Annotated in this window: 16 protein-coding genes and 2 pseudogenes; all 18 read right to left on the bottom strand. The window is 50.8% G+C overall.

Annotation, left to right across the window (positions count from 1 at the left end; genetic code table 11):
- Position 1: 1 nt before the first annotated feature.
- Positions 2-1,564: pseudogene (locus ACQKDS_RS14035) on the bottom strand (DUF2345 domain-containing protein); the annotation flags it as partial.
- 104 nt (positions 1,565-1,668) lie between these two features.
- On the bottom strand, positions 1,669-2,895 hold the full coding sequence (locus ACQKDS_RS14030) for a DUF3396 domain-containing protein (RefSeq protein ID WP_399673319.1): 1,227 nt from the start codon (positions 2,893-2,895) through the stop codon (positions 1,669-1,671).
- A 4-nt stretch (positions 2,896-2,899) separates the two neighbouring features.
- Positions 2,900-2,989 (bottom strand): annotated as a pseudogene (locus ACQKDS_RS14025) (VgrG protein); the annotation flags it as partial.
- Between the two features lie 104 nt (positions 2,990-3,093).
- Positions 3,094-4,323, bottom strand: a complete 1,230-nt coding sequence (locus ACQKDS_RS14020; protein ID WP_399673277.1) for a DUF3396 domain-containing protein — start codon at positions 4,321-4,323, stop codon at positions 3,094-3,096.
- 9 nt (positions 4,324-4,332) lie between these two features.
- Positions 4,333-5,616 (bottom strand): VRR-NUC domain-containing protein, encoded by a 1,284-nt coding sequence (locus ACQKDS_RS14015; protein WP_399673279.1) that lies wholly within the window; start codon positions 5,614-5,616, stop codon positions 4,333-4,335.
- Positions 5,616-8,147, bottom strand: a complete 2,532-nt coding sequence (locus tag ACQKDS_RS14010) for a type VI secretion system Vgr family protein (RefSeq protein WP_399673281.1) — start codon at positions 8,145-8,147, stop codon at positions 5,616-5,618. The genes ACQKDS_RS14015 and ACQKDS_RS14010 overlap by 1 nt, the downstream gene beginning before the upstream one ends.
- Before the next feature lie 4 nt (positions 8,148-8,151).
- The gene (gene tssJ / locus ACQKDS_RS14005) at positions 8,152-8,679 is read right to left on the bottom strand and encodes a type VI secretion system lipoprotein TssJ (RefSeq protein ID WP_399673283.1); all 528 of its coding nucleotides are present in this window, start codon (positions 8,677-8,679) and stop codon (positions 8,152-8,154) included.
- 49 nt (positions 8,680-8,728) lie between these two features.
- Positions 8,729-9,808 (bottom strand): type VI secretion system baseplate subunit TssG, encoded by a 1,080-nt coding sequence (gene tssG, locus ACQKDS_RS14000; RefSeq protein WP_399673286.1) that lies wholly within the window; start codon positions 9,806-9,808, stop codon positions 8,729-8,731.
- Positions 9,772-11,541: a type VI secretion system baseplate subunit TssF gene (gene tssF / locus ACQKDS_RS13995; protein ID WP_399673288.1), complete on the bottom strand. Its 1,770-nt coding sequence runs from the start codon at positions 11,539-11,541 to the stop codon at positions 9,772-9,774. Before tssF ends, tssG begins: the two co-directional genes overlap by 37 nt.
- Before the next feature lie 238 nt (positions 11,542-11,779).
- Positions 11,780-15,190: an ImcF-related family protein gene (locus ACQKDS_RS13990; RefSeq protein WP_399673290.1), complete on the bottom strand. Its 3,411-nt coding sequence runs from the start codon at positions 15,188-15,190 to the stop codon at positions 11,780-11,782.
- Positions 15,187-16,446 carry a hypothetical protein gene (locus ACQKDS_RS13985; RefSeq protein ID WP_399673292.1) on the bottom strand — a complete coding sequence of 420 codons (1,260 nt, stop codon included), beginning with the start codon at positions 16,444-16,446 and terminating at the stop codon, positions 15,187-15,189. Before ACQKDS_RS13985 ends, ACQKDS_RS13990 begins: the two co-directional genes overlap by 4 nt.
- On the bottom strand, positions 16,392-16,652 hold the full coding sequence (locus ACQKDS_RS13980) for a PAAR domain-containing protein (protein ID WP_399673294.1): 261 nt from the start codon (positions 16,650-16,652) through the stop codon (positions 16,392-16,394). Before ACQKDS_RS13980 ends, ACQKDS_RS13985 begins: the two co-directional genes overlap by 55 nt.
- 129 nt (positions 16,653-16,781) lie before the next feature.
- Complete coding sequence (locus ACQKDS_RS13975) at positions 16,782-17,612, bottom strand: hypothetical protein (RefSeq protein WP_399673296.1); 831 nt, start codon at positions 17,610-17,612, stop codon at positions 16,782-16,784.
- Positions 17,606-18,022: a lysozyme inhibitor LprI family protein gene (locus ACQKDS_RS13970; RefSeq protein WP_399673298.1), complete on the bottom strand. Its 417-nt coding sequence runs from the start codon at positions 18,020-18,022 to the stop codon at positions 17,606-17,608. Before ACQKDS_RS13970 ends, ACQKDS_RS13975 begins: the two co-directional genes overlap by 7 nt.
- Positions 18,023-18,323: 301 nt before the next feature.
- Positions 18,324-18,815: a hypothetical protein gene (locus tag ACQKDS_RS13965; RefSeq protein WP_399673300.1), complete on the bottom strand. Its 492-nt coding sequence runs from the start codon at positions 18,813-18,815 to the stop codon at positions 18,324-18,326.
- A gap of 203 nt (positions 18,816-19,018) precedes the next feature.
- Positions 19,019-19,486 (bottom strand): hypothetical protein, encoded by a 468-nt coding sequence (locus ACQKDS_RS13960; protein WP_399673302.1) that lies wholly within the window; start codon positions 19,484-19,486, stop codon positions 19,019-19,021.
- A 900-nt stretch (positions 19,487-20,386) separates the two neighbouring features.
- A complete protein-coding gene (locus tag ACQKDS_RS13955) occupies positions 20,387-21,235 on the bottom strand; it encodes a hypothetical protein (protein WP_399673304.1) in 849 nt (282 codons plus the stop codon).
- Positions 21,236-21,254: 19 nt separating this feature from the next.
- Positions 21,255-23,422, bottom strand: a 2,168-nt coding sequence (locus ACQKDS_RS13950; RefSeq protein ID WP_427673882.1) for a glycoside hydrolase family protein, incomplete at its 5' end; no start/stop codon positions are given.

Genomic DNA, 23,422 nt, shown 5'->3' with positions numbered 1-23,422 from the left:
TTTACGCCCCCTGAACAATAGCATCGTTAGCCTGAATAGCTTTAAGCAGGCAAGGAATACAGATTTTATTTTTAATCGGCGGATACAGTGCCGGCATCTCAAGAGGCTGGCTCGCAGGCCGCAGCTTCTGCGTCCGTTTGATATGACGGGTGTAGGTATGTGCCGTACCGTATTCAATACCGCCCGCCTCTATTTTCACGTAGCTGCCGCCGCCTATCAGTGTCACTTTCTTCTTACCGGCAAACAGCATATCGCTCATGCTGCTGATGCTGAGTTTCTGCGCCGCGCTCAGGTGCATCGCACCGTTCTGTGCCTGCCCGACTATCGGCCCCTGGTCTGAAATCAGGCTCAGTTTACCTCGCTGGGCAAACAGCCCGAGTTTCTCGCCAGCAAGCATGGCGGTGTTCCCCATCGCGCCAGTGCTGATGTCGCCACCGGCACTGATTGCGATATTCTCACCCGCCGCACACTGCAGATGCTCACCGCTGGTGAACGCCATCCCTTCCGGTGCCGTGAAGTGGACAACCTCGTTCAGCGGCTTCAGGCGTTCATTAAACATCGCTATCTGGCTTGCCACATCGGCTTCCAGTGCCAGCGCCTGTTGCTCGGCATTAGCCAGTATTTCCAGGCGATGAAGACCCGCTTCGATTTCTCTCAGCGCTTCATCCCTGTTCAGCACATCCCCCTCGGCTTTTGCCTGCCCATCCGTCGTGACCAGCAACCCTTTGGCCACCCGGATGACGCCATACTCATCGGTGCGCAGCTCAAACCCGGTGCCGCGGGCTTTATCTTCTGCGTCCTCGATATGCCCTTGGTTGAGAGCAGTGGCGCCAAACGGTGTACTCAGTGCAATATGCTCTGCCTGACGCTGGTCTTCCATCCGCAATTCGTTATGCCCGGCCGTACGCAAGATGTTCTGGCTGCGATTATCCCGGCTGACCACATCGGCATGCTCAGAGTCATGAAAGGCATGGGCGAGATACGGACGGTCCGGGTCACCACCGTCAAAGGCAATGCCCACTTCCGTGCCGCTGATGAGTGGCGTATGCCAGCCGTATGTTTCACCGGCATAGGGTTTGGCCTGGCGTATCCACAGATAGTTATAACCGGCCTCCGCATCTTCGCGGCTGAAATCCAGCTTCACCCGATAGCGCCCCTGGTTGTCCAGATGGGCGTAGAGGTCGTTCGGCTCGGTGCTTTCCACGCGCGCGGCCAGCGTGCCGGCCATCACCGGGCGCACCCTCGGCTCCGGGCGAAAGCAGAACTGTTCGTTGTAAGGCATTCCCCACAGGGAGACGTGCAGGCGCGTATCGCGCGCGGCACAGAAGGTGGCAAGGGTGATGACCATCCCCTCTTTCAGCTCCGGTACTTTGCTGTCATTGGCCTCCAGCACCATGCCCGGAGTCAGGTGGCTGGCATTACTGAACAGGTGCAGACGGATGGCGTTGTTCAGCTCACGCTCATGGTGAATACGCGCATAAAACGCTCCGCTTTCGGTTGCCGGTTCAGAGGCGGTGTCGTCACCCGCCTCGCGGTAAGGTGCGGCGTAATGGTCACGTTCGCCGCAGACAGAATGTGCTAATTTTCCTCATAGAACCGATGAATATCGAGATCACCGGCAAATGACCGTTAAGAATTTCACGCAAAAAAGCGTATATCTTGACGTCATTACTTTTTCTCGCCCGGGCTGATAGCAAAGACGCTACCGCCATCATCGCGTTCCAGAAGCGACCAGCAAGCACGGTGCTTTTTGCCGTCCTTATCCTCAAACGTTGGCATTTTCTGACCCTGTCGGGTTTCGGTATATTGCGTGGTACCGTTAATGATGGTCGCCCACTTACCCGCATGCGGAGCTAGTTCATCCGTCCAACGTGTGATCCGAGCCGGTTCGTAGGATTTCCCCGCGTCTTCTTCATCCAGCAGAGCACTGGCCTCGTCAAAGCGCCTGTACCATTTCGTGCTTGACTCATCATCGAACTGGAAGTTTTCGTGTTCAGAATAGAAATGCAGAGAGCGGGTACCATCAAAGCGAACAGGTTTAATGATCTGGTTTACTTTTACCAGTAATGGCGGTAGCTCTTCAGTTTTCGTCTCGCCAAGGGCTGGCGGTAGCGCTCCGGCCTTGAGGATAAGTCCGCCATTATAGGGCAGCAGTTCAATCTCAGGTGTGTTCTTCAGCCGATAAGCCAGCTTCTCTGCACCACCAAGTTTTTCCAACCAGGAATTGCCCAGAACCGTATACCAGCAAACACTTTTCAAATTGTTGACGACAAATCTTCCCTCAAGCGTCCCCAGAGAATCCACCATCACGCCCGGAAAGCGCTGAGCCAGTTTGTATTCATAGGGAAACATGCGCTCAAACGCGTAAGGCAAAATAAATGACAACCCCGCATAACCACTTTCAACGTTGAAGGTTTCACACAACCACATTAGCCAGGCTTGATAACGTTCCTTACCCTCCGGCTCTTTCAACAGTGATAACGGGAATACCAGCTTAATAACGGAGCGGTCATTTTTATTATGAAAAATGCGCTTACCCATGATAAGAATCTCATAATCAGGGGCATGATAATCCGTCGCCTCACTTCCCAAAAACCAGGAAAATATCTCCTCCGGAGTTGAATCAAGGATCGATTGCCGCTTTTTGGCATAATTTTTCTCCGTGATCCCAACCCATTTGGGGGCCATCGTTTTCTTCAAATAGGGTTTAAACTCACCATAATAGCGATCCACACACTCCACCATCTTCTGACGCACTTCGGGTGTATGGCCGTCTTTAAAAAATACGGTGATAATCCGCCCGAGATTGACCGCCTGGCTGCCGTCTTTGTACTTCACCGAGGCTTCCGGCAGCCACTTCTCAATATAATTCAGCTCAATATCCTTCAGTTCCATTACCCGCATAAAACGCTCCGCTTTCGGTTTCCGGTTCAGAGGCGGTGTCGTCACCCGCCTCGCGGTAAGGTGCGGCGTGATGGTCATGTTCGCCGCAGGCAGAATGTGCTGATTTTCCTCGTAGAACCGATGAATATCGAGATCACCGGCAAATGACCGTTAAGAATTTCACGCAAAAAAGCGTATCTCTTGACGTCATTACTTTTTCTCGCCCGGGCTGATAGCAAAGACGCTACCGCCATCATCGCGTTCCAGAAGCGACCAGCAAGCACGGTGCTTTTTGCCGTCCTTATCCTCAAACGTTGGCATTTTCTGACCCTGTCGGGTTGCGGTATATTGCGTGGTACCGTTAATGATGGTCGCCCACTTACCCGCATGCGGAGCAAGTTCATCCGTCCAACGTGTGATCCGAGCCGGTTCGTAGGATTTCCCCGCGTCTTCTTCATCCAGCAGAGCGCTGGCTCTATCGAAGCGGGCAAACCATGCCATGGATGATTCTTCCTCAAACTGGAAGTTTTCATGTTCGGAGTAGAAATGCAGGCCGTTATGTCCATCATATCTGATAGATTTTATAATCTGGTTTACTTTTACCAGTAATGGCGGTAGCTCTTCAGTTTTCGTCTCGCCAAGGGCTGGCGGTAGCGCTCCGGCCTTGAGGATAAGTCCGCCATTATAGGGCAGCAGTTCAATCTCAGGTGTGTTCTTCAGCCGATAAGCCAGCTTCTCTGCACCACCAAGTTTTTCCAGCCAAGGATTGCCCAGAATGGTATACCAGCTGGGGCCTTTAAGACCCTCCACAGCCTCGCCGCCCTCAAGCGTCCCCAGAGAATCCACCATCACGCCCGGAAAGCGCTGAGCCAGTTTGTATTCATAGGGAAACATGCGCTCAAACGCGTAAGGCAAAATAAATGACAACCCCGCATAACCACTTTCAACGTTGAAGGTTTCACACAACCACATTAGCCAGGCCTGATAACGTTCCTTACCCTCCGGCTCTTTCAACAGTGATAACGGGAATACCAGCTTAATAACGGAGCGGTCATTTTCATTATGAAAAATGCGCTTACCCATTATGAATACTTCATAGTCGGGAGCCAGATATGACTCAGTTCCACTACTGAGTATCCAGTCGAATATTTCTTCTGGAGAAGAATCCAGAATTTCCTGCCGTTGCTTAGCGTTATTCTTTTCCGTTATAGCTGTCCATTTTTTACCGCGCAGAGTCTTTTTCAGGTGGGGTTTAAATTCTGCATAATAGCGCTCCACACACTCCACCATCTTCTGACGCACTTCGGGTGTATGGCCGTCTTTAAAAAATACGGTGATAATCAGCCCGAGATTGACCGCCTGGCTGCCGTCTTTGTACTTCACCGAGGCTTCCGGCAGCCACTTCTCAATATAATTCAGCTCAACATCCTTCAGTTCCATTATCATTCCTTATTGGGTTGCCAAAGTGCCTACTGTACTGGCTCCGAGAACCACCGCCAATGCTTCCCAGGCGGTGATGGCCAGACGGACAATCAGTAAAAACGCCGCAAGCAGCGCTTCCGGGATCCCCAGCGTGACCACCAGAACTCCAACACCGACCGCAACAAGCACCACGCCAACGGTGACAGCGACGTTAGTCAGTACCTGCACCCAGTCCACCTGCTTCAGCGTCTCCAGCGTCATATCTGTCGCTTCCTGAATGGCTGACCAGGCTGCTCTTACTTGTTCATTTGTCCACGACGCCACGTTGCGTCCCGTTTGGCTGGCCCATTGCCAGGCCTGACTGCCCTGAGAGTAGACCCACTCACCGCTGTCATTCAGCCAGCTTGCTACTCTGTTCAGCTCCTGCTGCATCTCTGTTGACAGGGCGTTCCAACCCGCAGCCATATTATTCACCACCCCTTCGCTAAGATCAGCGACCGCCTTTCCGGCCCAGGTCCACGGCTCCACCCGTGCAGGGGTGGGGTGTGCCGGCGGGCGTGGCGTGAAAATCGGGGGATAGAGGAACAGCGGCCAGTACTTCGCGCCACGGGTCTTCCAGGCTTTCATCGTCACGTTCACCACCTGATCAACCCACTGCTGCTCTTCCGGACGGCAGTCGTGGATCTCCAGGATGGTCATGCGCTTACGATTTCTGCCAACAATTTGCATGTATTCATCATACTGTCGGCGACCGAATTCATCCCCCGGGAACTTCACCTCCACCAACCGCTCAAGGTTATCGCTGTGCATCTGCCCTTCGGTATCCGGCCCCGCCAATCCCGGCCAGCGATCCTCTTTGTTCTTCACAATGATTATGTCCGGACGGCGGTATATCCCTTTGCCCCGAACAGGGAAAGGGTTGGTAGTGTGACGTCGTCCGGCACCTTCGCTTAGCAATTTACTGCTGAGAAACGGGCGCGGCGGTGTGGTCCGCATATCAAACGGCACTTCCGCTTTATACCACCACCGGTAATCACGGGCGATTTCATCCACACGGATAAGCCCGCTCATCATCAGTTGCTTCAGACTCATCTGATAACTTTTCCCGTTGCGTCGGATTTGCGTGGACAGCCGGGGAAAACGCATGGCGTATTCCACCTTGATATGCAGGTACTGGCGACTGTTGGTCGTCGGCAGGCGGGACTGCTTCTCCACCATTTCAACGCCAGTCGTTGTACAGTCCCACGGCTGATTATTAGCCCCAGTGGGAATATCAGCTGTTGGGGTATCGGGTAAATCAGGCAGTTCCATTACACATTCTCCCTGAGTTCAGTTGTCAGTTGCTGTTGATCGCCATCACCAATAAACCACATAGATTCTTCTGGCTGAGGCTTATCCGGTACCACATGCAAGTCCACCGCCTCCTGTTCACGGGTATACACTGCAACGGTCCGACCTTCTGCGTCACTGAACCCGGTAGCCTCCTGCCCGGACGGCGTTTTCAGACGGTAAGGCATTCCTGCCAGGGGTCTGCCCTGTTCATCCTGGATCTGGTAAACAGCAGAATAGATATGGGAAGTTCCCATGAGAGGAAACGTGATGTTCTGGCTCGCCGGCCGCAGCTTCTGCATCCGTTTGATATGACGGGTGTAGGTATGTGCCGTACCGTATTCAATACCGCCCGCCTCTATCTTCACGTAGCTGCCGCCGCCAATCAGCGTTACTTTCTTCTTACCGGCAAACAGCATATCGCTCATGCTGCTTATGCTTAGTTTCTGCGCCGCGCTCAGGTGCATCGCACCGTTCTGTGCCTGCCCGACTATCGGCCCCTGGTCTGAAATCAGGCTCAGTTTACCTCGCTGGGCAAACAGCCCGAGTTTCTCGCCAGCAAGCATGGCGGTGTTCCCCATCGCGCCAGTGCTGATGTCGCCACCGGCACTGATTGCGATATTCTCACCCGCCGCACACTGCAGATGCTCACCGCTGGTGAACGCCATCCCTTCCGGTGCCGTAAAGTGGACAACCTCGTTCAGCGGCTTCAGGCGTTCATTAAACATCGCTATCTGGCTTGCCACATCGGCTTCCAGTGCCAGCGCCTGTTGCTCGGCATTAGCCAGTATTTCCAGGCGATGAAGACCCGCTTCGATTTCTCTCAGCGCTTCATCCCTGTTCAGCACATCCCCCTCGGCTTTTGCCTGCCCATCCGTCGTGACCAGCAACCCTTTGGCCACCCGGATGACGCCATATTCATCGGTGCGCAGCTCAAACCCGGTGCCGCGGGCTTTATCTTCTGCGTCCACGATATGCCCCTGGTTGAGGGCAGTGGCGCCAAACGGTGTACTCAGTGCAATATGCTCTGCCTGACGCTGGTCTTCCATCCGCAATTCGTTATGCCCGGCCGTACGCAGGATGTTCTGGCTGCGATTATCCCGGCTGACCACATCGGCATGCTCAGAGTCATGAAAGGCATGGGCGAGATACGGACGGTCCGGGTCACCACCGTCAAAGGCAATGCCCACTTCCGTGCCGCTGATGAGTGGCGTATGCCAGCCGTATGTTTCACCGGCATAGGGTTTGGCCTGGCGTATCCACAGGTAGTTATAACCGGCCTCCGCATCTTCGCGGCTGAAATCCAGCTTCACCCGATAGCGCCCCTGGTTGTCCAGATGGGCGTATATGTCGTTCGGCTCGGTGCTTTCCACGCGCGCGGCCAGCGTGCCGGCCATCACCGGGCGCACCCTCGGCTCCGGGCGAAAGCAGAACTGTTCGTTGTAAGGCATTCCCCACAGGGAGACGTGCAGGCGCGTATCGCGCGCGGCACAGAAGGTGGCAAGGGTGATGACCATCCCCGCTTTCAGCTCCGGTATTTTGCTGTCATCGGCCTCCAGCACCATGCCCGGAGTCAGGTGGCTAGCGTTGCTGAACAGGTGCAGACGGATGGCGTTGTTCAGCTCACGCTCATGGTGAATACGCGCATAAAACGCTCCGCTTTCGGTTTCCGGTTCAGAGGATATGTCGTCACCCGCCTCGCGGTAAGGTGCGGCGTAATGGTAATGTTCGCCGATGGTCGCCATCTCATTACGCACTTCTGCGCGTACATCCATAGGGGTGCTAGCGGTCCGGTAGTTGTAGTCCCGTTGACTTACGCTGCCGGTCACGGTGTTATGCCACACCCGTGCATCCCATACTGACTCAGCAGCACCGTCAAAGAGTGCGGAAGGCTCGCGATCCGGCAGGTGGACATGAAACTGGTAATACACCGCACTGTCAGCAAAAGTCACGGTGTCCAGCCCGGTGGTGCTGTTCACCCCCGTACGAAACCAGATGCCATCTTCAGCCAGGATACGCTGGATAAACTGCAGGTCGCTTTCACGCCACTGAGTGATAAGCTCACGCGGCGGATAGGTGCGTTCCAGCCGGAATTCAAAATCTGAGCCATCTAAACCATGGGAGCGTAGTATCTGCGCCACCAGTTCCGGCACGGAGATATTCTGGTATACCGCGCAGCGACGAGTATGGGCGAGCAGCGCCAGACGTGACGACAGCGTCACCGCATAGTGCGTCTGATCCGCCGTTTCCTTTAAGTATTTGAAGCCAGTGATGATGCCTTGCACCACACGCCCGGAGCGCATCGACAGGGTAGCGTATTTGAGCATCGCATCCTGTCGGGTGATACCCTGCTGCGCCGTGGTGAATTCAATCACCCATTTGAACGGTTCGCTCAGTGCCTCCCGCCCGCTGAAATTCAGCACGTCAGGCTGCAGACGGCTGTCATTAATCGCAAGCGTGTAACGGGTCTGCCCGTCAAACAGCGCCAGCCAGTTATCCAAGGTGGTGTCCATACACTTACTCCTTCACCGGCACGAGGGTCAGCCCGGTGCTGTTCAACTGGATGGTGCGTGGTTTATCCGGGTCAAGGTCACTCCGGCTCAGCACCAGACGCCATGTGTTATTACGAGTATCGGGGCGGTTGAACAGCCCCACCACCGCCACAAACTTCGTCTCTTCGTTCATCGGCATATTGAGCGTCACGCTGCCTTTGGGCATCACCAGCAGTGACTTGCTGGCGACGATATCTTCTTTCAGGGTGTTGTCCGCATCGCGCAACATTTTCTGGTAGTCGGCCGCATCCACCTTCTGGCGATCCTTAAGCTGGTACACCTGCACCATGGTCGCCAGCGGCGTCTGCACCTCATCGGCATTGACGGCAGCACGGGGTTCAAAATCGAGGTGCAGCACCTTTATTTTTTTGTAGAAAATGGCTTTTGTCACGCTGACTGTGCCATCGGTTACGGCCTGGGTCAGTCCGCAGCCGGTGAGCAGAACACTAAGCAGCATCAGCGAGATGCGGCGTTGCAGAGAAGCAAATGTCATTGAAAGTTCCTTTTCACAACAAGAGTGTGTCGGTTCAGGTCTTGGGGCATCAGTCAAACCGGTAACCACCGGGTTGTGCAGCATGAAGCCGGCTACAGGGCAGTCCGTCATAAGTGCCGAGATTCACGGTCAGGTGGCTGCGTTTCGCGGGCCTGTCGTGTTTCAACCCCAGCACGCCGGTGCGCCCCAGTTGGATGCGGCGTTTCTGACCGAGACGCGGCTCTGGCAGGCTCGCTACAGGTATCATTAGGCGCAGGCGGACATCAGAACGATACCCCAGATACACCCGCAGCAGTACCATCAGGTCAGTGTGCAACTGCCCCCCTGGCAGCCAGCCTTCGGCCTCGGCCGGATTGTCGGTCGCGAGCATCAGCAGGATGCGGCTGCAGGCCTCTTTGCCAGTTTTGCCGAGAGTGGCACGCTGTGAAAGGGATACACGATTGCCCTTTCCGAGGCCGCTGCGGTTTTCCACCAGCACGGTCACCGGATCCGGACTGATGATAGTGGCCCGCGTCTCTGGTGCCAGTAGACTCACCAGTTGGCGGATGCCTTCGGCGTTGCGAGTTGGCAGACGCATGGTGCCGAGCAGCGCCAAAAATCGCGATATCGGTGTTGCCACCTGTTCGACTGTCCCCGGAATCCCGAGCCCGACCAGTCCCAGCAGGCACTGAGAAGTGTCATCGGTGCCACCTGCCTCGAAAGTAGCCGGATACGCATATTTGCGCCAGATACGGTAGTATTGCGTGGTGATGCGGTGACTGAAAATATCGAGAAACGACGTGGTGGCTTCGTACCCCTCACGACACTGGGCAATATCGTCCAGATACGCGGTCGGCAGCGGCGAATCCACGCCATACATCCCGAGAAAGGTGGTGCGCACCGTCGCTGGCAAGTCCGGATTATCTTCGTCGGTTTCCACCGTTTTCAGTTCACTGACCGGGAACCCCATTCCCGGCCACGGACGAAAACGCACCGGGTCGGTCGAGAGACGATCGGTACTACCGAGCAGCGGCGCGCCCGGGTTTTCCTGTTCCAGTAGTTGGCAGAAGCGATAGAAGTTCACCTGCCAGATGTCTTCCCCTAGGATCTCCATTAGCCCGGAATGTGCTGGCTGTGATTTTCTTTCCATCGCAGTCGTTTCCCTGTCGGTTGCAGTACCAGTGTCAACTGATTGAAGAGGTGCACATCGGCATAGAGTGCAAAGAAGCGGTGCAACATTTCACCAAACAGCGTGACATCCCCCTCACCGGCGAAATTATCGGCATTCAGCGTAACTTCGATATCCACCCCGCGCAGCATAAAGCCCCGCTCAAAGCGGCGGATAAGGGTGTGCTTCACGGCGACAATTGCCTCCAGACGCCGAAGGTTCATCTCATCATCGCTCCAGTCATACAGCGCTAGGGTGCCACGCAGCACTTCCGGGTTATCCATCATGCTAAGGAAATTAGACCCCAAGTGACTCATCACCCGCCAGTGAAAGCGATCGTTCGCCGGTGGATAGAGCGGCAGCGTCGGCGCCTTCAGGTTCATCACTTTCACCGGCACCTTACCCACCTTCACTACCCGGTCAAGCAACGTACTTTCCAGCGATCGACGCGGCAGCTGGCCGTTGGTGCCAGTGATACGGATGGAGAGCGATTCCGGAGTCTGTGACTGTTGCTCCAGTTCGAACGAGCGACCACCGAGGATAAGCCAAGTGTTATACAGTCCGGACGGGCCACGCTTCACGCGGGTGTGGAAGTAGCGCTCCGGAGCGTCATGGCGCATCATCCCACCTCGGTGCCGGAAGCTGGTGAACGGCACATACGGGTGTTTGCCGTTTTTCACCGCACCGTGAATTTCATCAACGCTGTAGATTTCGGTGTGCCCATCCTGGATACGCATCGGGCGTAGCAGGTATTCGTTTTGCAGCGGATCAGGCGTGAGCGGGTCAGCTTCCAGTGGAAACAGGTTAATCACCGGCGCGCAGTGCAGGCGGAAATTATCTGTCTCAAACGGCATATCTGACGGCCAGCCGCCATTGAGCACGATATCGGTCTCAAACCACGTGGTCTTCTGGCTGAGACCTATTAGCTCCAAACCCCGCAGCTCCACAAACATAAACTTCTGGCGGAAGCTGAAGTATTCCAGCAGTAACTGGTAACCACTGAACGCCGAGTCGCCTTTCGGCCACAGACGGTCTGCATCCTCAAAGCCCATCGGTTTACACCAGCCATCAAAGCGTACCCGCTCGGCGCGGGTTTCTGCGTGGCGGACATACATGGCATGTACCCGCCGGGTCAGCGCCAGATGTAGAGCCGAAGCTACTGGGCTGTCGGCATCGAGGTAAATAGCCACCTTATCTATCCCGGCTTTGGGCCAGTCCACCTTGTCCGGACAGTCGAATCGCAGGCGAATAACGGTGCGGCCATCCGGATCGGTCTGCAAACGGGCCTCATTCAGATGCAGCGGCTGCAGCGGCACTTCGCGGGTGGTGCGATACTGGCAGACAGTGTTATCCGGCCCAACGGGTCGCGACAGCACGGAGAACCCCTCTTCCAACACTTCCATTTTACGAAGTGTCCGCCAGTCAGGAGTGAAGGCCACCACGGAGAGCGACGGAATCGTGCGCATGTAATGCGGCCACAGCAAGCTCACCAGCCCTTCGGTCAACTCCGGTAGGTCATCATCCAGTTTTTCACGCAGGCGGCCCATCAGGAAGGCAAAGCCCTCGAACAAGCGCTCAACATATGGGTCCCGCGCTCCGGTTTTATCCAGAGTGAGCATCGCTGCCCGGTCTGGGTGGGCGCGGGAAAATTCTTTACCGGCTTCGCGCAGATAGCGCATCTCTGCTTCGTAATAACGCAGGGTTAAATCATCCATGTACGGACATCCTGAGTGGAGAAATCAACAAAAAAGAAGACGTCAAAAGTACGATTCGCCGTCTGAAAATACAGGTGACGTTTATCCGCAAAGCACCATCGCGCGCGTCGGGTCGAGAGCAATCCACCCCGCCAGCAGTCACTGCCACGGTTTGCGCAGTCTCTTCCCGCGTCACGCCCGGCCAGCGCGAAAGCGTCTCCAAGAGACACCGGGTCAGTAACGTTTCTGCCGTCGCCATTTATTGCTCTCCAGCAAGCGTCAGTGTGCTGTCAGCGGCACCGACGGAAAAAATGGTCTGCGGCAGCCTGAAGCCCTGTAACCTGAGCAACGCCAGTGGCCCGTCGCCAAGTTCACTGCGCATGATGAATTTGAGCGGGTTACCGTCCGGGGTGATCCACACAAGCTGAGTCCGGCTGCTGTCGAGTGGCGTCAGGAGAGCCTTATCGAGCAGACGAATGAAGCCCCAGTTTCCCTGATGCTCAGCATATAGACGCATTTCGGTACTGGTTGAATGCCAGCTCAGATCCACACCCGGGTAGTAAGTCTTCCCCGGCCAGGTGAAGCTCTGCCAGCTTTCCATCTGGTTGAAGTAATCCAGCTTCTGGCCATCCAGCGTCAATTGCGTGCGTGCCACATCGCGCGAGGGGCGAGCCATCAATTCAAAATGCACTCCTGCATCACCCTGGGCAAACACAATATCTGAAATGTCAGCCAGCTTGTTGATGGCCGAAAGGAACGCCGGGTTGACAGTCATCCCCTGGCTCGCGGCTGGGTCCACCACCCAGTGACTCCCTTCCTGGTGCAGAATGCCGCCAAGGTTGGTTTTGAGGAAGCTGGCGATACGTCCCGAATCCCCACGCAGGAATTGCGCCAGCAGTGGCAAGGAGGCATCACTGCCGGTAGCTTTAAACGGATAACGACCGGCAAAGGCGGTATTCCACTGCGACACGATACTGTTCTGCCAGCGGGTATTGAGACTGCCTGCGGCCGGAGCCAGTACCTGACGCCAGGCCAGATCGAGCGGCTGTACAAACAGCGCCTGACCAAAGCCGTTCCACTCTTGGCCTAGGCTTGCCGCCACCAGGCTGCCGTAGTCGCGGGTGTCGGTCAGATCAATGGCTTTACCCTGGAACACAGTCTGCGCCAGCATCTGTGACATCGCCTGCGGATCCGGTGCGCTGGTCACCTGCTGCAGTTTGAGGCGCACCTGGGTAACGCGGGCCAGCCACGACTGAAAGCTAAGGTTACCGTTGCTCCCGGTTCCGTCCTTGCCGACCATCAGGCTGGTCAACGGGCCAAACACGCTATCCAGCGGCCCTTTTGGACCCTGCGCCTGTTCAATAAACTGTTTCGCGTTCTTCTGACGCCCGACCAGTTTTTTGGCAGAGTCCACCAGTGTGTCAGCTAGCGCTTCGCCCTTGGCCCCGGTCTGGCCCTGCCAGGCCAGAGTGTTCATCAGTGCCACCAGAGGTGACTGACGAACATCGGCCAGCAAGTTCAGTTGGGCGATGGCTTCAGACAGCGAGGCCGCTCCATGCCACTGAATGCTATTGGCCATGTTCAGCCAAGCATTACCAAAATCAGAAAAGTAGCGCTCAGTGAGACGCTGTTTCAGGGCTTCCGGTGAGATGTCACTGCCTGCCTGCTGTTTTTTGTCCGTCAGTACCCAGTCAATTTCATCGCGGCGGGTTTTCACCACCTCATCGATGGCTTCTTGAACCTGCTCTTCCCACGCCTGGCGGGTGAACATACCCGGCACCACTTCTTTCGAGGAAAACAGTGAGGAAGCATCTGTATCACCGGTCATGTCAGCCAGCGTTAAATCCGGCCAGTTACGGGCGATGCGACCGAGCATCTCCTGATACAGGCCTGACTCAGCATTACGTTGACCTATTTGCTTGAGTAAAATCTGGCGAACCGTGCCCACCAGTTCGCGGTCCGGGGTGATTTTCCACTCTGGGTGTGCCGGTAAGTTCTGGGCATAGAACCCAAGCAGTTTCGGTACCTGGGTCTGCCACACGCTGTCAGACACGCCAGAATGTGTCGGCCAGACTTTGGGCATGTTACCGGCCAGCCAGTCCGCATCCGCCTTTTCCGGACGCGCCAGCATCAGGTAGCCTTTGAGTAGGGTGTAGGTCTTCTGTGTGGCAGTGATACGCGCATCGCTTGCCGGCGGCAGTTGCACAAAGGCATTTAACTGGCGGTGAAGTTCATCGGCCAGTGCATCGCGCATCAGCGTCTGGTTATTACGGGCGTACAGTGGCCAGAGCATTTTCAGCATGTCGCTGTCTTGGTTCAGGCCAAAGCGGGTGTACCACGGGGCACCGTGGACTTCGCGATTCTGCAGACGGGCAATGGTCTGCTGCAGGGCCAGTTGATTGCGCAGACGTTCAGGCAGCGGTTGTTTTGTATCTGCAGCGATGCGCGCCGTGTCCTGCGCCAGCCAGAATTGTGTGCGGTTGACGGAAAGTGACAGCAACGTACCTGCCCCCCAAAGCAGAACCAACCCCAGCAGCACCAGACGCAGGACTTTTTGCCAGTGAAAGCCGATTTTGCGGGCATGAACTTGCAGACTGTCTTCTTCCAGCGCCTGCCAGACCGGAGGTGACAGACGCGCATGCGGTACCGTGGTGGCAGCCGACAACACCGGGCTGAACATCACCCCGCGCAAGCGATACGGTGCCGGATCGGACATCAGCATGTTCAGCATCGCAAGCAGGGACTGACGGAACTGGCCCCGCAGAGCTTTTGACAAGTCTAACAGCCAGTGATGCTGCGAATCTTCCAGTAAAGCCGCCACACCCGGCGTTTGCAGTCGCGAAGACAGTGTGGCAAGCGTTTCGCGGGCGTCATCGGTCACCGCCCCTGGGCCAAACCATGCCCCAACTGGCGGTATCCCTTCACCATCTTTTTCCCAGGCGCCTTCACGGACAAGCCACAGCCAGACTGGCAGTTGCCAGCCCAGCACGGAATCAGTTTTCTGGCGCACGCGTACCAGGGTGTCCTGTTTCGCCGTATCCGGCAGCGCAGCGGCATTCATCACCTGCACCACCCCATCCAGTGGCCGCTGTGGACGTACCTGCTTCAGCTCAGACAAGAACTCGCTATCAGGCACATTCTCTGCCAGACCGCCGTGGATCAGCACAATCCCGTCACTCTCCTGCCAGTGATCACGTTTCAGCCCCGGCACTACTTTGTCGATATCGCGCTCCTCACCCTGAACCAGCAGCAGGCGGACTTTAGACCTCCAGCGGCGGCGATAGCGTAGACGCAAATGATCGATCAGCGCTTCGGCGACGAAGCTCGCTTCTGCCCGCTCTTTTTCGTCAACGAAGGTGTTTGCTATATTGCCCGTAGTGGTATCAGCCGCGTTTTTATTGCGCCCCCAGATCTGGCGAGCCCCCTGTCTACCTGTATGGAAAAACAGTTTTTCCAGCCCCCAGATAGCAAGCAGCACGACGACGCTTGCGATCGCACAGATGGAGACGATCTGTCCGGCCTGGTATGGACCCAGACCAAACGTTGTGGCGACGTAATGGCTACCTGTTGTCAGGGCAAACACGATGATCCCGGTGACAAATATCAGCACCAGAACCGCTGGTCCAAGAAGGGATTTTGTTTTGGTCTTTTCTTTCTTTTCGCTGCTCATTCCCTGATAACGTCCTTTTGTCGTTCTTCTGCTGTAATGGAGGCAAGCCAGATATTATCGCTACCGGGTTCTGGATGCGCTGCAATCATCTGTGCGCCCTGCTCTTGGGCAGCACCGGCTGCCAGTGCTGCCGCTATCCACGGTGAGGCTAGACCGGCAAACCCCAGTACGGTGTCAATGTTCTTTATGTCTTCTGTGAGACTGAGCGTTAATACATTGTCTTCACAGGCTTTGTTCAACCCGGGGCGGTCTGTGACAGCTTCACCGGTTATCCATATTCTTGTGACGCTACTTGGGTTCAGATCTGCCCAGCGCAGAGCATGTTTCATATTTTTAGTCAGCGCCTCATGATCGCTTCTTTGAGGGCGATGCTGTCTGACGGCCTCCGGGAACTGATGACTTTTACGGTTACACAACACCATGAAGGCGATCGCTTCAGCGTCATTTTCCTGTGGAGATGGCCGCAGTGAAATGGCCAAAGCAATAAACACCGAAGGTTTATCCCAGCAGTTATCCAGCCAGTTATCCAGCGCACTCATGCCATGTGCCGAAAGCCGACGTAGCTCCCGCCCAGATTTCTGCGCCAGCAGTTGCAGAATCTCAGCTTCTTTCTCTGCTGTCAGTCCAGCATCACATTCAAACATCAACCAGCAAGGAAGTGTCTCAGGAAGCCGGGCTAGGGTGTTCTTCAGTCTTGCGGCGACTTTTTCCAGGTTTTTTTCGAGCGCCAGAGGATCTGAATCAAAATCCGTCATCGGGCAATGTCTGACGGGGATCCCACCGGCTCGGGGAGTGGCAGTTTTCAGTAATGGTGCCGCTTGCTCCATTGCCGCATACAGACTGCCGGTGCCCCGCCCTGCAGGGGTTTTAACATAGGTATCCAGAACCCAGGCAAAACGCTGACCGCGCTCGATTTCGGTGTTCTTTAGACTCTGGCATTCATGATTCCAGCCAACATCTCTGTTAAATTCAAGCCGGTATCCCACATGACGAAAAACCAGCAGACTGCCCCAGATACAAAAAGGCAGACCGAGAGCCGTAAACCAGAATGAAACCCCGCTGCGTTCTCCGGTCCATTGCCACAACGTCAGCAGCACACCCGTGAGCAGGGCGACAATCAGAAAAACGAGCCAGCGTAACGTCACCGGCGGTGGAATGTTATCCACATCGTCCGGGACTTCATCCAGATAAATCGGCATCGTCAGCCAACCCTCGCCGCGGAAAACGAACTGATAAGCGTACAGCCACAACCACATTTGTGGCCCTCGAAGGCGATGGGAATCCCGTCTTCATCGAGATAGTTCGGGTTGCCCTCAACAATGGTGGTATTACCGTGCTGAGGGCAGGAGACTTTGTCGCCTTTACGGGCGGCACCAATGCCACCAAATTTTATAGTGGTGGAGGCGGTTAATACCGAGCCGCCGTGGGTTGTTTTATCGCCTTTGCGGATAATTTTTAGCATTTTGAACTCACTTTTTATTCGACAATCACGGGAAAAGCCATACAGCGGACTTCCGATTAAAGCCTTTAATAGTCGCATCAGCTTCATTATTAACGGTGTCACATTTCAACATCTACTGAGTTAGAATGCCTAATAGTTGTTTTTAGCAATATAAAAACCCACCATGTTATAGTCATTATCATCCATCGATGTATAGCGGGAAATTATATAATCTTCATTGTTGTAGCGGATATAATAAGGTTGCCGCAACCCTTCGACGGGTAAAATACGCTCAGTGGTTTTTTTGCTAATATCTGTCTTCCAGATACATGCCATACCGCCTTCATTATCAAAGAAGAAGCTATTTTTATCCCCCCAGGCATAGTTGCGATAGAAACTCCAATCGTCCCGAGCATCTCCCATATTAGGGATAAAAACATTGATACCTAAGTCAGGACGATCGTGGGGAAAGTAATAAACCCCATCATTGCGATACTTAATGTTGTCGTCACCCGAGGCGATGCGCCACTTTCCATCAGGTGACAGAAGAACGCTTTCGCAAGGGCTGTTTCCACAATATCCGGCCCAGGTTTTATTCTCTATCTTTTCCTGCTGCGGAAGCACAACTTTTTTCGGCGTAGTCAGTGCGCTGTCAGTAGCACTCACTTTATAATAGGAAGAGACCTGTTCTTGTTTCACTGGGTCGTAAACATTACTGACTTTATAGGTAAAGCTTCTGTCATCACGCTGAATAAGTTTTATCTCTGGTGCTGAGCTTGATTCGCTATCATAGGAATCGATAACATAAGATCGACTGGTTATATCTGAAATCAACACCAGATAAGTGATACGTTTTGTTTTTACTGTAAAAATAATCGCCAGATTGTTTTTTATCTCCATATGGGTGAACACATCCCAGTAACCTTCGAATAAATCCAAACTTTTTTCTTTTTGAGACTCGTTGAATAATTTCTTTACCACCCAAGGATTATCCCGAATAGTAAAGCCATTTTTATTTCATTATCAAACGAAGCATCGATAAGCGTATCAGGGAAGACATCAGAAATTGGCTGAAAAGCCTGAATACTGCTGAGTTCGGCATTGCGCTGCAAATAACTTTCTTTAATACAGAGAACATTATCCCGGCAGGAATTTCGTTCCTTAAGCCATTCAATTTGACCTGATTGCACAACCTCTTTTGAGATGGTATTGTTGAGCGCGATGATAAATAACTTATTGGTGACATTATCAATGCCATTCAGATAAGGCGTATTGCAGATTGCTTTTTCTGTTTCATTCAGTCTTTCGAAGTTGCAGTCAAAACCCGTAGCATGAGTACTGTTCTGAATAGATAAAAACATCAATACACTTATCATGATTTTAGTTTTCATAAGACAAAAATATACCTGATTGGTGAAATATCAACCTTCTCCGGGTTTTTCAGGAAGGTTTCGAGATTGTCATCCATGCTCAGGCATTCAATATGCACCTGATAGCGGGCATCATATCCCCCCTCTTTCGGCACCTGAAAATAACCCAGGTGGCCGATGCTGTCGCCGGCACCGATTGGTATTGGTCACAAAATGACTATAATCGTATAATTCAGAGCACAATTTTCGTAATCTTACCCTATAATCACCACCCAATTTATCATCATCTATTTTAAACAGACGCAAACGACAACCAGGAAAATCATTCATATTTATTTATAATATACTGTTTTATAGAAGCAGCATCTTTATATTTAAAATGCATGTCATTACCATTAAACTCACCATCCATACCATTTAGCGCTGAATCTTTTGTGATTATATCATTTGGAAATAACGAATCATTACTGTATTTATAAGCATAGACTTGATAGGTATTCCCATTGATGGATTCAGCTTGGTGCAACTGGTGCCAGGATATTAAAACGATAACGTTCTTAACATTATGAACTTCCATAAAAAACACTGTATCAACATTTGGATTATCCCCATCAACTTCATATTTATCGACTTGAGTTTTTTTTGCTCCGGATTCATAGTACAAACCAAGGGGGAAATCAGGATTTGGTTCTCTCTGAAAATAAATTACTTTTTCATCATCAATTTTAAACGGCCCCTGAACTACCTTGTTCTGTCCATATAAAGGAAAAGAACAGAATGCAAACAAGAAACTGCATAGTATCTTAGAAAACATATATTAGTCCTTACTAATATTCAGCAATTCTGCAACCTTGTTAAACCTAACCCGGCGATCATCATATCCATTATATCCACCATTTACTTTGTATGTGACATCATAAACACCTAGGCTTTTGACCGATACATTTAATCCTTTACTTACTCAAAAAGAGAAAGCTGACTCGACACCGTATTCCACATCCAATATGATCAGCTTCATCACCTGTCAGTTACCCCCCGGAAAACAGGCTGAGCAAAAAACAACCCAACAAACAATATAAACACAATCATTTTACTACTGTTTTTTTCCGCATCTTGGAATGGGTACACAATTTCCTTCCTCACACTCATTTTCGTTTTCGTTTTTGATTTATCTACAAATGAAGGCCAGCTATACGATTTATTAATAAACTCCCATATATGGAACTCAGAGCCATTATCCTTCATGGATATATTAAGAACGCTCCAACGCTCATCAGAACAATGTGATTTCTTTGCGTAATCAGAATCAGAGAAACACGCTCTTATCTGCTCTCTACTGTAAAATAGTATATTAGAAAATAATTTTTTATATGTTCCATCATCATTAATCATGACGAAATAAGCAAGTTCTACCTCTTTCCCACCTCCTGAGTAGGATGTAGACCACTTCTGAACCAGTGCAACTGCATTCTGTTTTTTACTCAATGGATATATCGCGGAAAAATATCAAAGCCATTATTAGATAATACATCTCCATCGTCATCCAGATAATTTCCCTTAGCATAATTACTGAAACCCCATACTTGATATACAGAATACCCATTTTCATTTTTTATTTTAACAAAATCAAATGATGGCGTAACGAAATAAATTTGATTAGGATTTTTTCTATATTTTGGGGTTACTATGTTCTCCGCAGTATTTTATTAGAGAGTTGCAAATAGCAGAATATTCAGCACTCCCACTTTTCACACCAACAAAAGGAACTGGTTTTACATATGCTGACCAAACATAAAAAGAAAATAAAAATAATAAGACAACAACAACTTTTCTCATGAAAATAATTTCCTTAATGAAATAAAAAAATCAATTCAATGAAGTTATTTTTTCACTTATGGAATTAACTTTTCCTGTATCGTTTTTGTTTTGATATAAGGTTAAAATTCTCTGATAGGCTTTAAGTCTTTTCGTTTTATCCTTTCCGGCACCCACTACATTCACTAATAGCGGGTCATAATACCTCCTCCAACTATAAGCATATACACGGTAATTATATATCTCGCCATCTTCAAAAAGTAACACCCCGTCCTTCATCTTTAAAGATAAATATTGTGCATTCAGAACATCAACCGCCACTTTAATGTATTCAAGGCGATCTGTATAACCATTAAAACTACCATTAATTGTGCTGTAGCCATATTAAAATCATCAAGCCTTGCGTGTGCTGATAGTTTCTTATTTACACAATAAAACCAAAATACCGATCTAACACAGTGTGGATAACCTAAAATTTTATTCCTTACAAAGTCATTAGTCGTGATATGTAACAAAAAGATCAAGCAAAACTCTGTAAAGTTCTAAACATATCACCTAATTTAATTCAGGTTAATATTGTGAGTCAGTCTCAATCTCAAGCTTGGTTCCCGTAGGCTCTTGTCTAAACGTATAATTTACTGTTTCATTTTCCATCCCGACAGTAATTTTAAGCCCCCCCCTACTCCATTTATAATCAACCACTCCGGCGTCAATTTTAAGCGTCACATTTTTGGCTGGCAAATCAGGTCGCAAGTATGTGTTGCCTGATTTATCAATTTTTTTAAATGTATTATATGCGGCATTTATATTCACATCAGGAAACAAGCACGAAGTTTTAGATGAACCATCAAACTCTCGACCGGTCTTGTCGTCATAGCAATAACTCGACCAGTTATCATTCTTTACACTCTCTACACTTGTACTTAGATCTTCATTCTGTCGTTTAAAAAGCAAAATATAATTTTGTTTGGTAACCGTCAGATAATTATCAACTTTGAGCATCTCACTATAAGGTGACGGACACTCTTTACCCGGATAGAGCGATGTTAAAAGATAAATATCATTAGGCAATGAAATACCACTGCTTTTATACACATGTTTATACATTTTGACGGATTTTTTTGACAAGTAATATGAAAGCGGTGTTTCTTTTACTTCCACATAATCAGTTGAGCATATTTTTTTGTTTTCAAGAAAATCATTTTCAATATCCAATTTTTTACCATTTACTTTTATGGTAACTTTTTCAAATTCCTCAGTAAGATGAGCTATGGCGTTTGAGTTATGGTGTCCAAAAACATCAATACTTGACACTTTATCATATATCCAAATGGAATTATTCAATCCATCCTGAGCATATGATAATTCAGAAATGCACAAAAAAATGGACAAAGCCAACATTAAGAAACGATTGTTCATTTCAATCCCTTATTTTGAATCAGTGTGAAGAGTCATAAACGCCTTGTAAAAATAAAGAACGCTCTTTTTGTCGCCTTTTAACAAGACCAGAAACACCACCATTTGTTATATCGGAAAACTCATCAGCCGCTCCCGCATAATCTTTTTTATTGAGCTTATCTGTCAATAACGGGGCTTTTCTCATACTTCCCATATTAAATAACAAACTAATCAAAGCATCAAATTCATATTGATACAGGTCACTACTAACAGAACCCTTCAGTTCACTAACAAACACTGGAATCCGAGACTCAAATAAATCATCGGCTTCAGCGACTGTTATTCCATTTTTTAATTCATCAGGTAGGTCTATATTTTCACATTTAGCTCGTGCGATTAAATGCCCATACCCAATTGTACAAAAACCTTCCGAATCATTATAGGCAGTAGAACTGAAACTCTCCCATCCTTTAATGAAAGCCTTTCCTTTATCTGACACATTCAATTCACTAATAGGCATCCTGGCATCTGATTGAGAATACCCTTCATCAAATGTATTACGATATCCTTCGCTCAATATTTCAATTGGATCTCGCAAATCACTACGTCGTTTAAATGGTAAGGTAGAGGTATTATTTGGGGGAGGTGTATCACTATTACCAGGATAATATTCAAAATGAAGCATATATACAGTCTGTCCTGATATGATTCCTGGGTGTTGGCCTGTTGCAGAGTTAATCATCAACCCTGTTTTTGCTAAAACACCCCCTTGTTGCACCTGCTCACCGTTACTAACCACAATGCTAGCGTGGTCAACTTCGCCATACCTTATATAAAAGTGCCGACCGTCCACAGTTGTGTGTTCGACAGTTATTTGCCACGTCCCCATATAATATGGCGAAATACTTTTCACAACTCCGTTACTTATCGCAACAATTTCTGTCAGTGGTTCACTGTATAAATCGCGTGCTGCATGTTTTCTACTTCCCCCAGACCTATTTCTACCAAAGATAGCCTGGGATGCGTTAGAATCAGATAAAGATGCAGCCCAGTAATAACGTTTCCAGACCCCTTCAATATCATTTTTGGGTTTCACTTTAAAGGGAAATATAATTGCCTTTTCCTTTATCTGCGATATCGCACCCAAAAACATCACCGGATGCATATGCCACAGCATCGGCCCCAGTTTTAGCTTAGTTGCATCCTGCATCCACACCATCTTCTCTATATAGGCTTCACTGTACGCTTTCCATTCCGGCGCATCATTCGTCAATGTGTTCAAAAACGATTGCCAAATCGACGTATCCTTTTTGTGATACCACTCGCTGGGGTGCTTCACAATCATCTTGTTCTTCACATCGCGATAAGATGGGTTATGTATCGCGCTCAGGTATTCCCGGGGCGAATAGGGACTGATGCTGCCGTCAATCCGGTATAGCAACCGCTGGTAGTTATGCGGCACGGCACGGTGAGTCACCCGGATATCATTACTGGAGGCGTTATGCAGCCAGTCAAGAATTCTGCGCACCAGCCCTTTAGGCGGTGTTTTACCGTCCAGGTGGTCGAAGCTCGGTGCTTCATCCACTGTCGTGGTGAACCCCAGCCTGTCGAGGTCGTACTGCGACAGCGTTTCCACTGCGGCGTTACTTTTCGGTACGTAGCCGTTCGCATACGGCAAAAACCAGTATTCTTGCTCCTGAGCATCTTTTTCTGTTTTCACCTGACTCAGTTTAAGGAGTGCTTCGCCCTGCGAGGTTCTCCCGCTGCTGACCATAATTTTTGTCTTCAGGTCTTTTGAGAACAGCGGTAAGCCCGACGGGCATTTCAGATACAGCGGCGCACTTTCACCCACCTTCTCGGGATTTTTCAGGAAGGTTTCGAGGTTGTCATCCATGCTCAGGCATTCAATATGTACCTGATAGCGGGCATCATATCCCCCCTCTTTCGGCACCTGAAAATAACCCAGATGGCCGATGCTGTCGCCGGCACCGAGTGGGTACGGCGTGGGGCATATCACCTTGTCAAACTGCATTGGCTCCGCATAAGGCGGCAGCAGATGTGCCCACCACGACGGCCGAACAGCAGCACCTGATGACGGCACAAGATTATCTCGGTCCGTCAGGATCCAGTATTGTTGTCCTTCCACCAGACGGGTCTGCGTCCCTTTGGCCTTCGCATCGGCTGACAAACCTTTAAATGTCACCAGAC

This window comes from Serratia sp. NPDC078593, from assembly GCF_050268245.1.
GTDB lineage: Bacteria > Pseudomonadota > Gammaproteobacteria > Enterobacterales > Enterobacteriaceae > JBNNGK01.
This window is presented reverse-complemented; position numbering and strand designations above follow the sequence as displayed.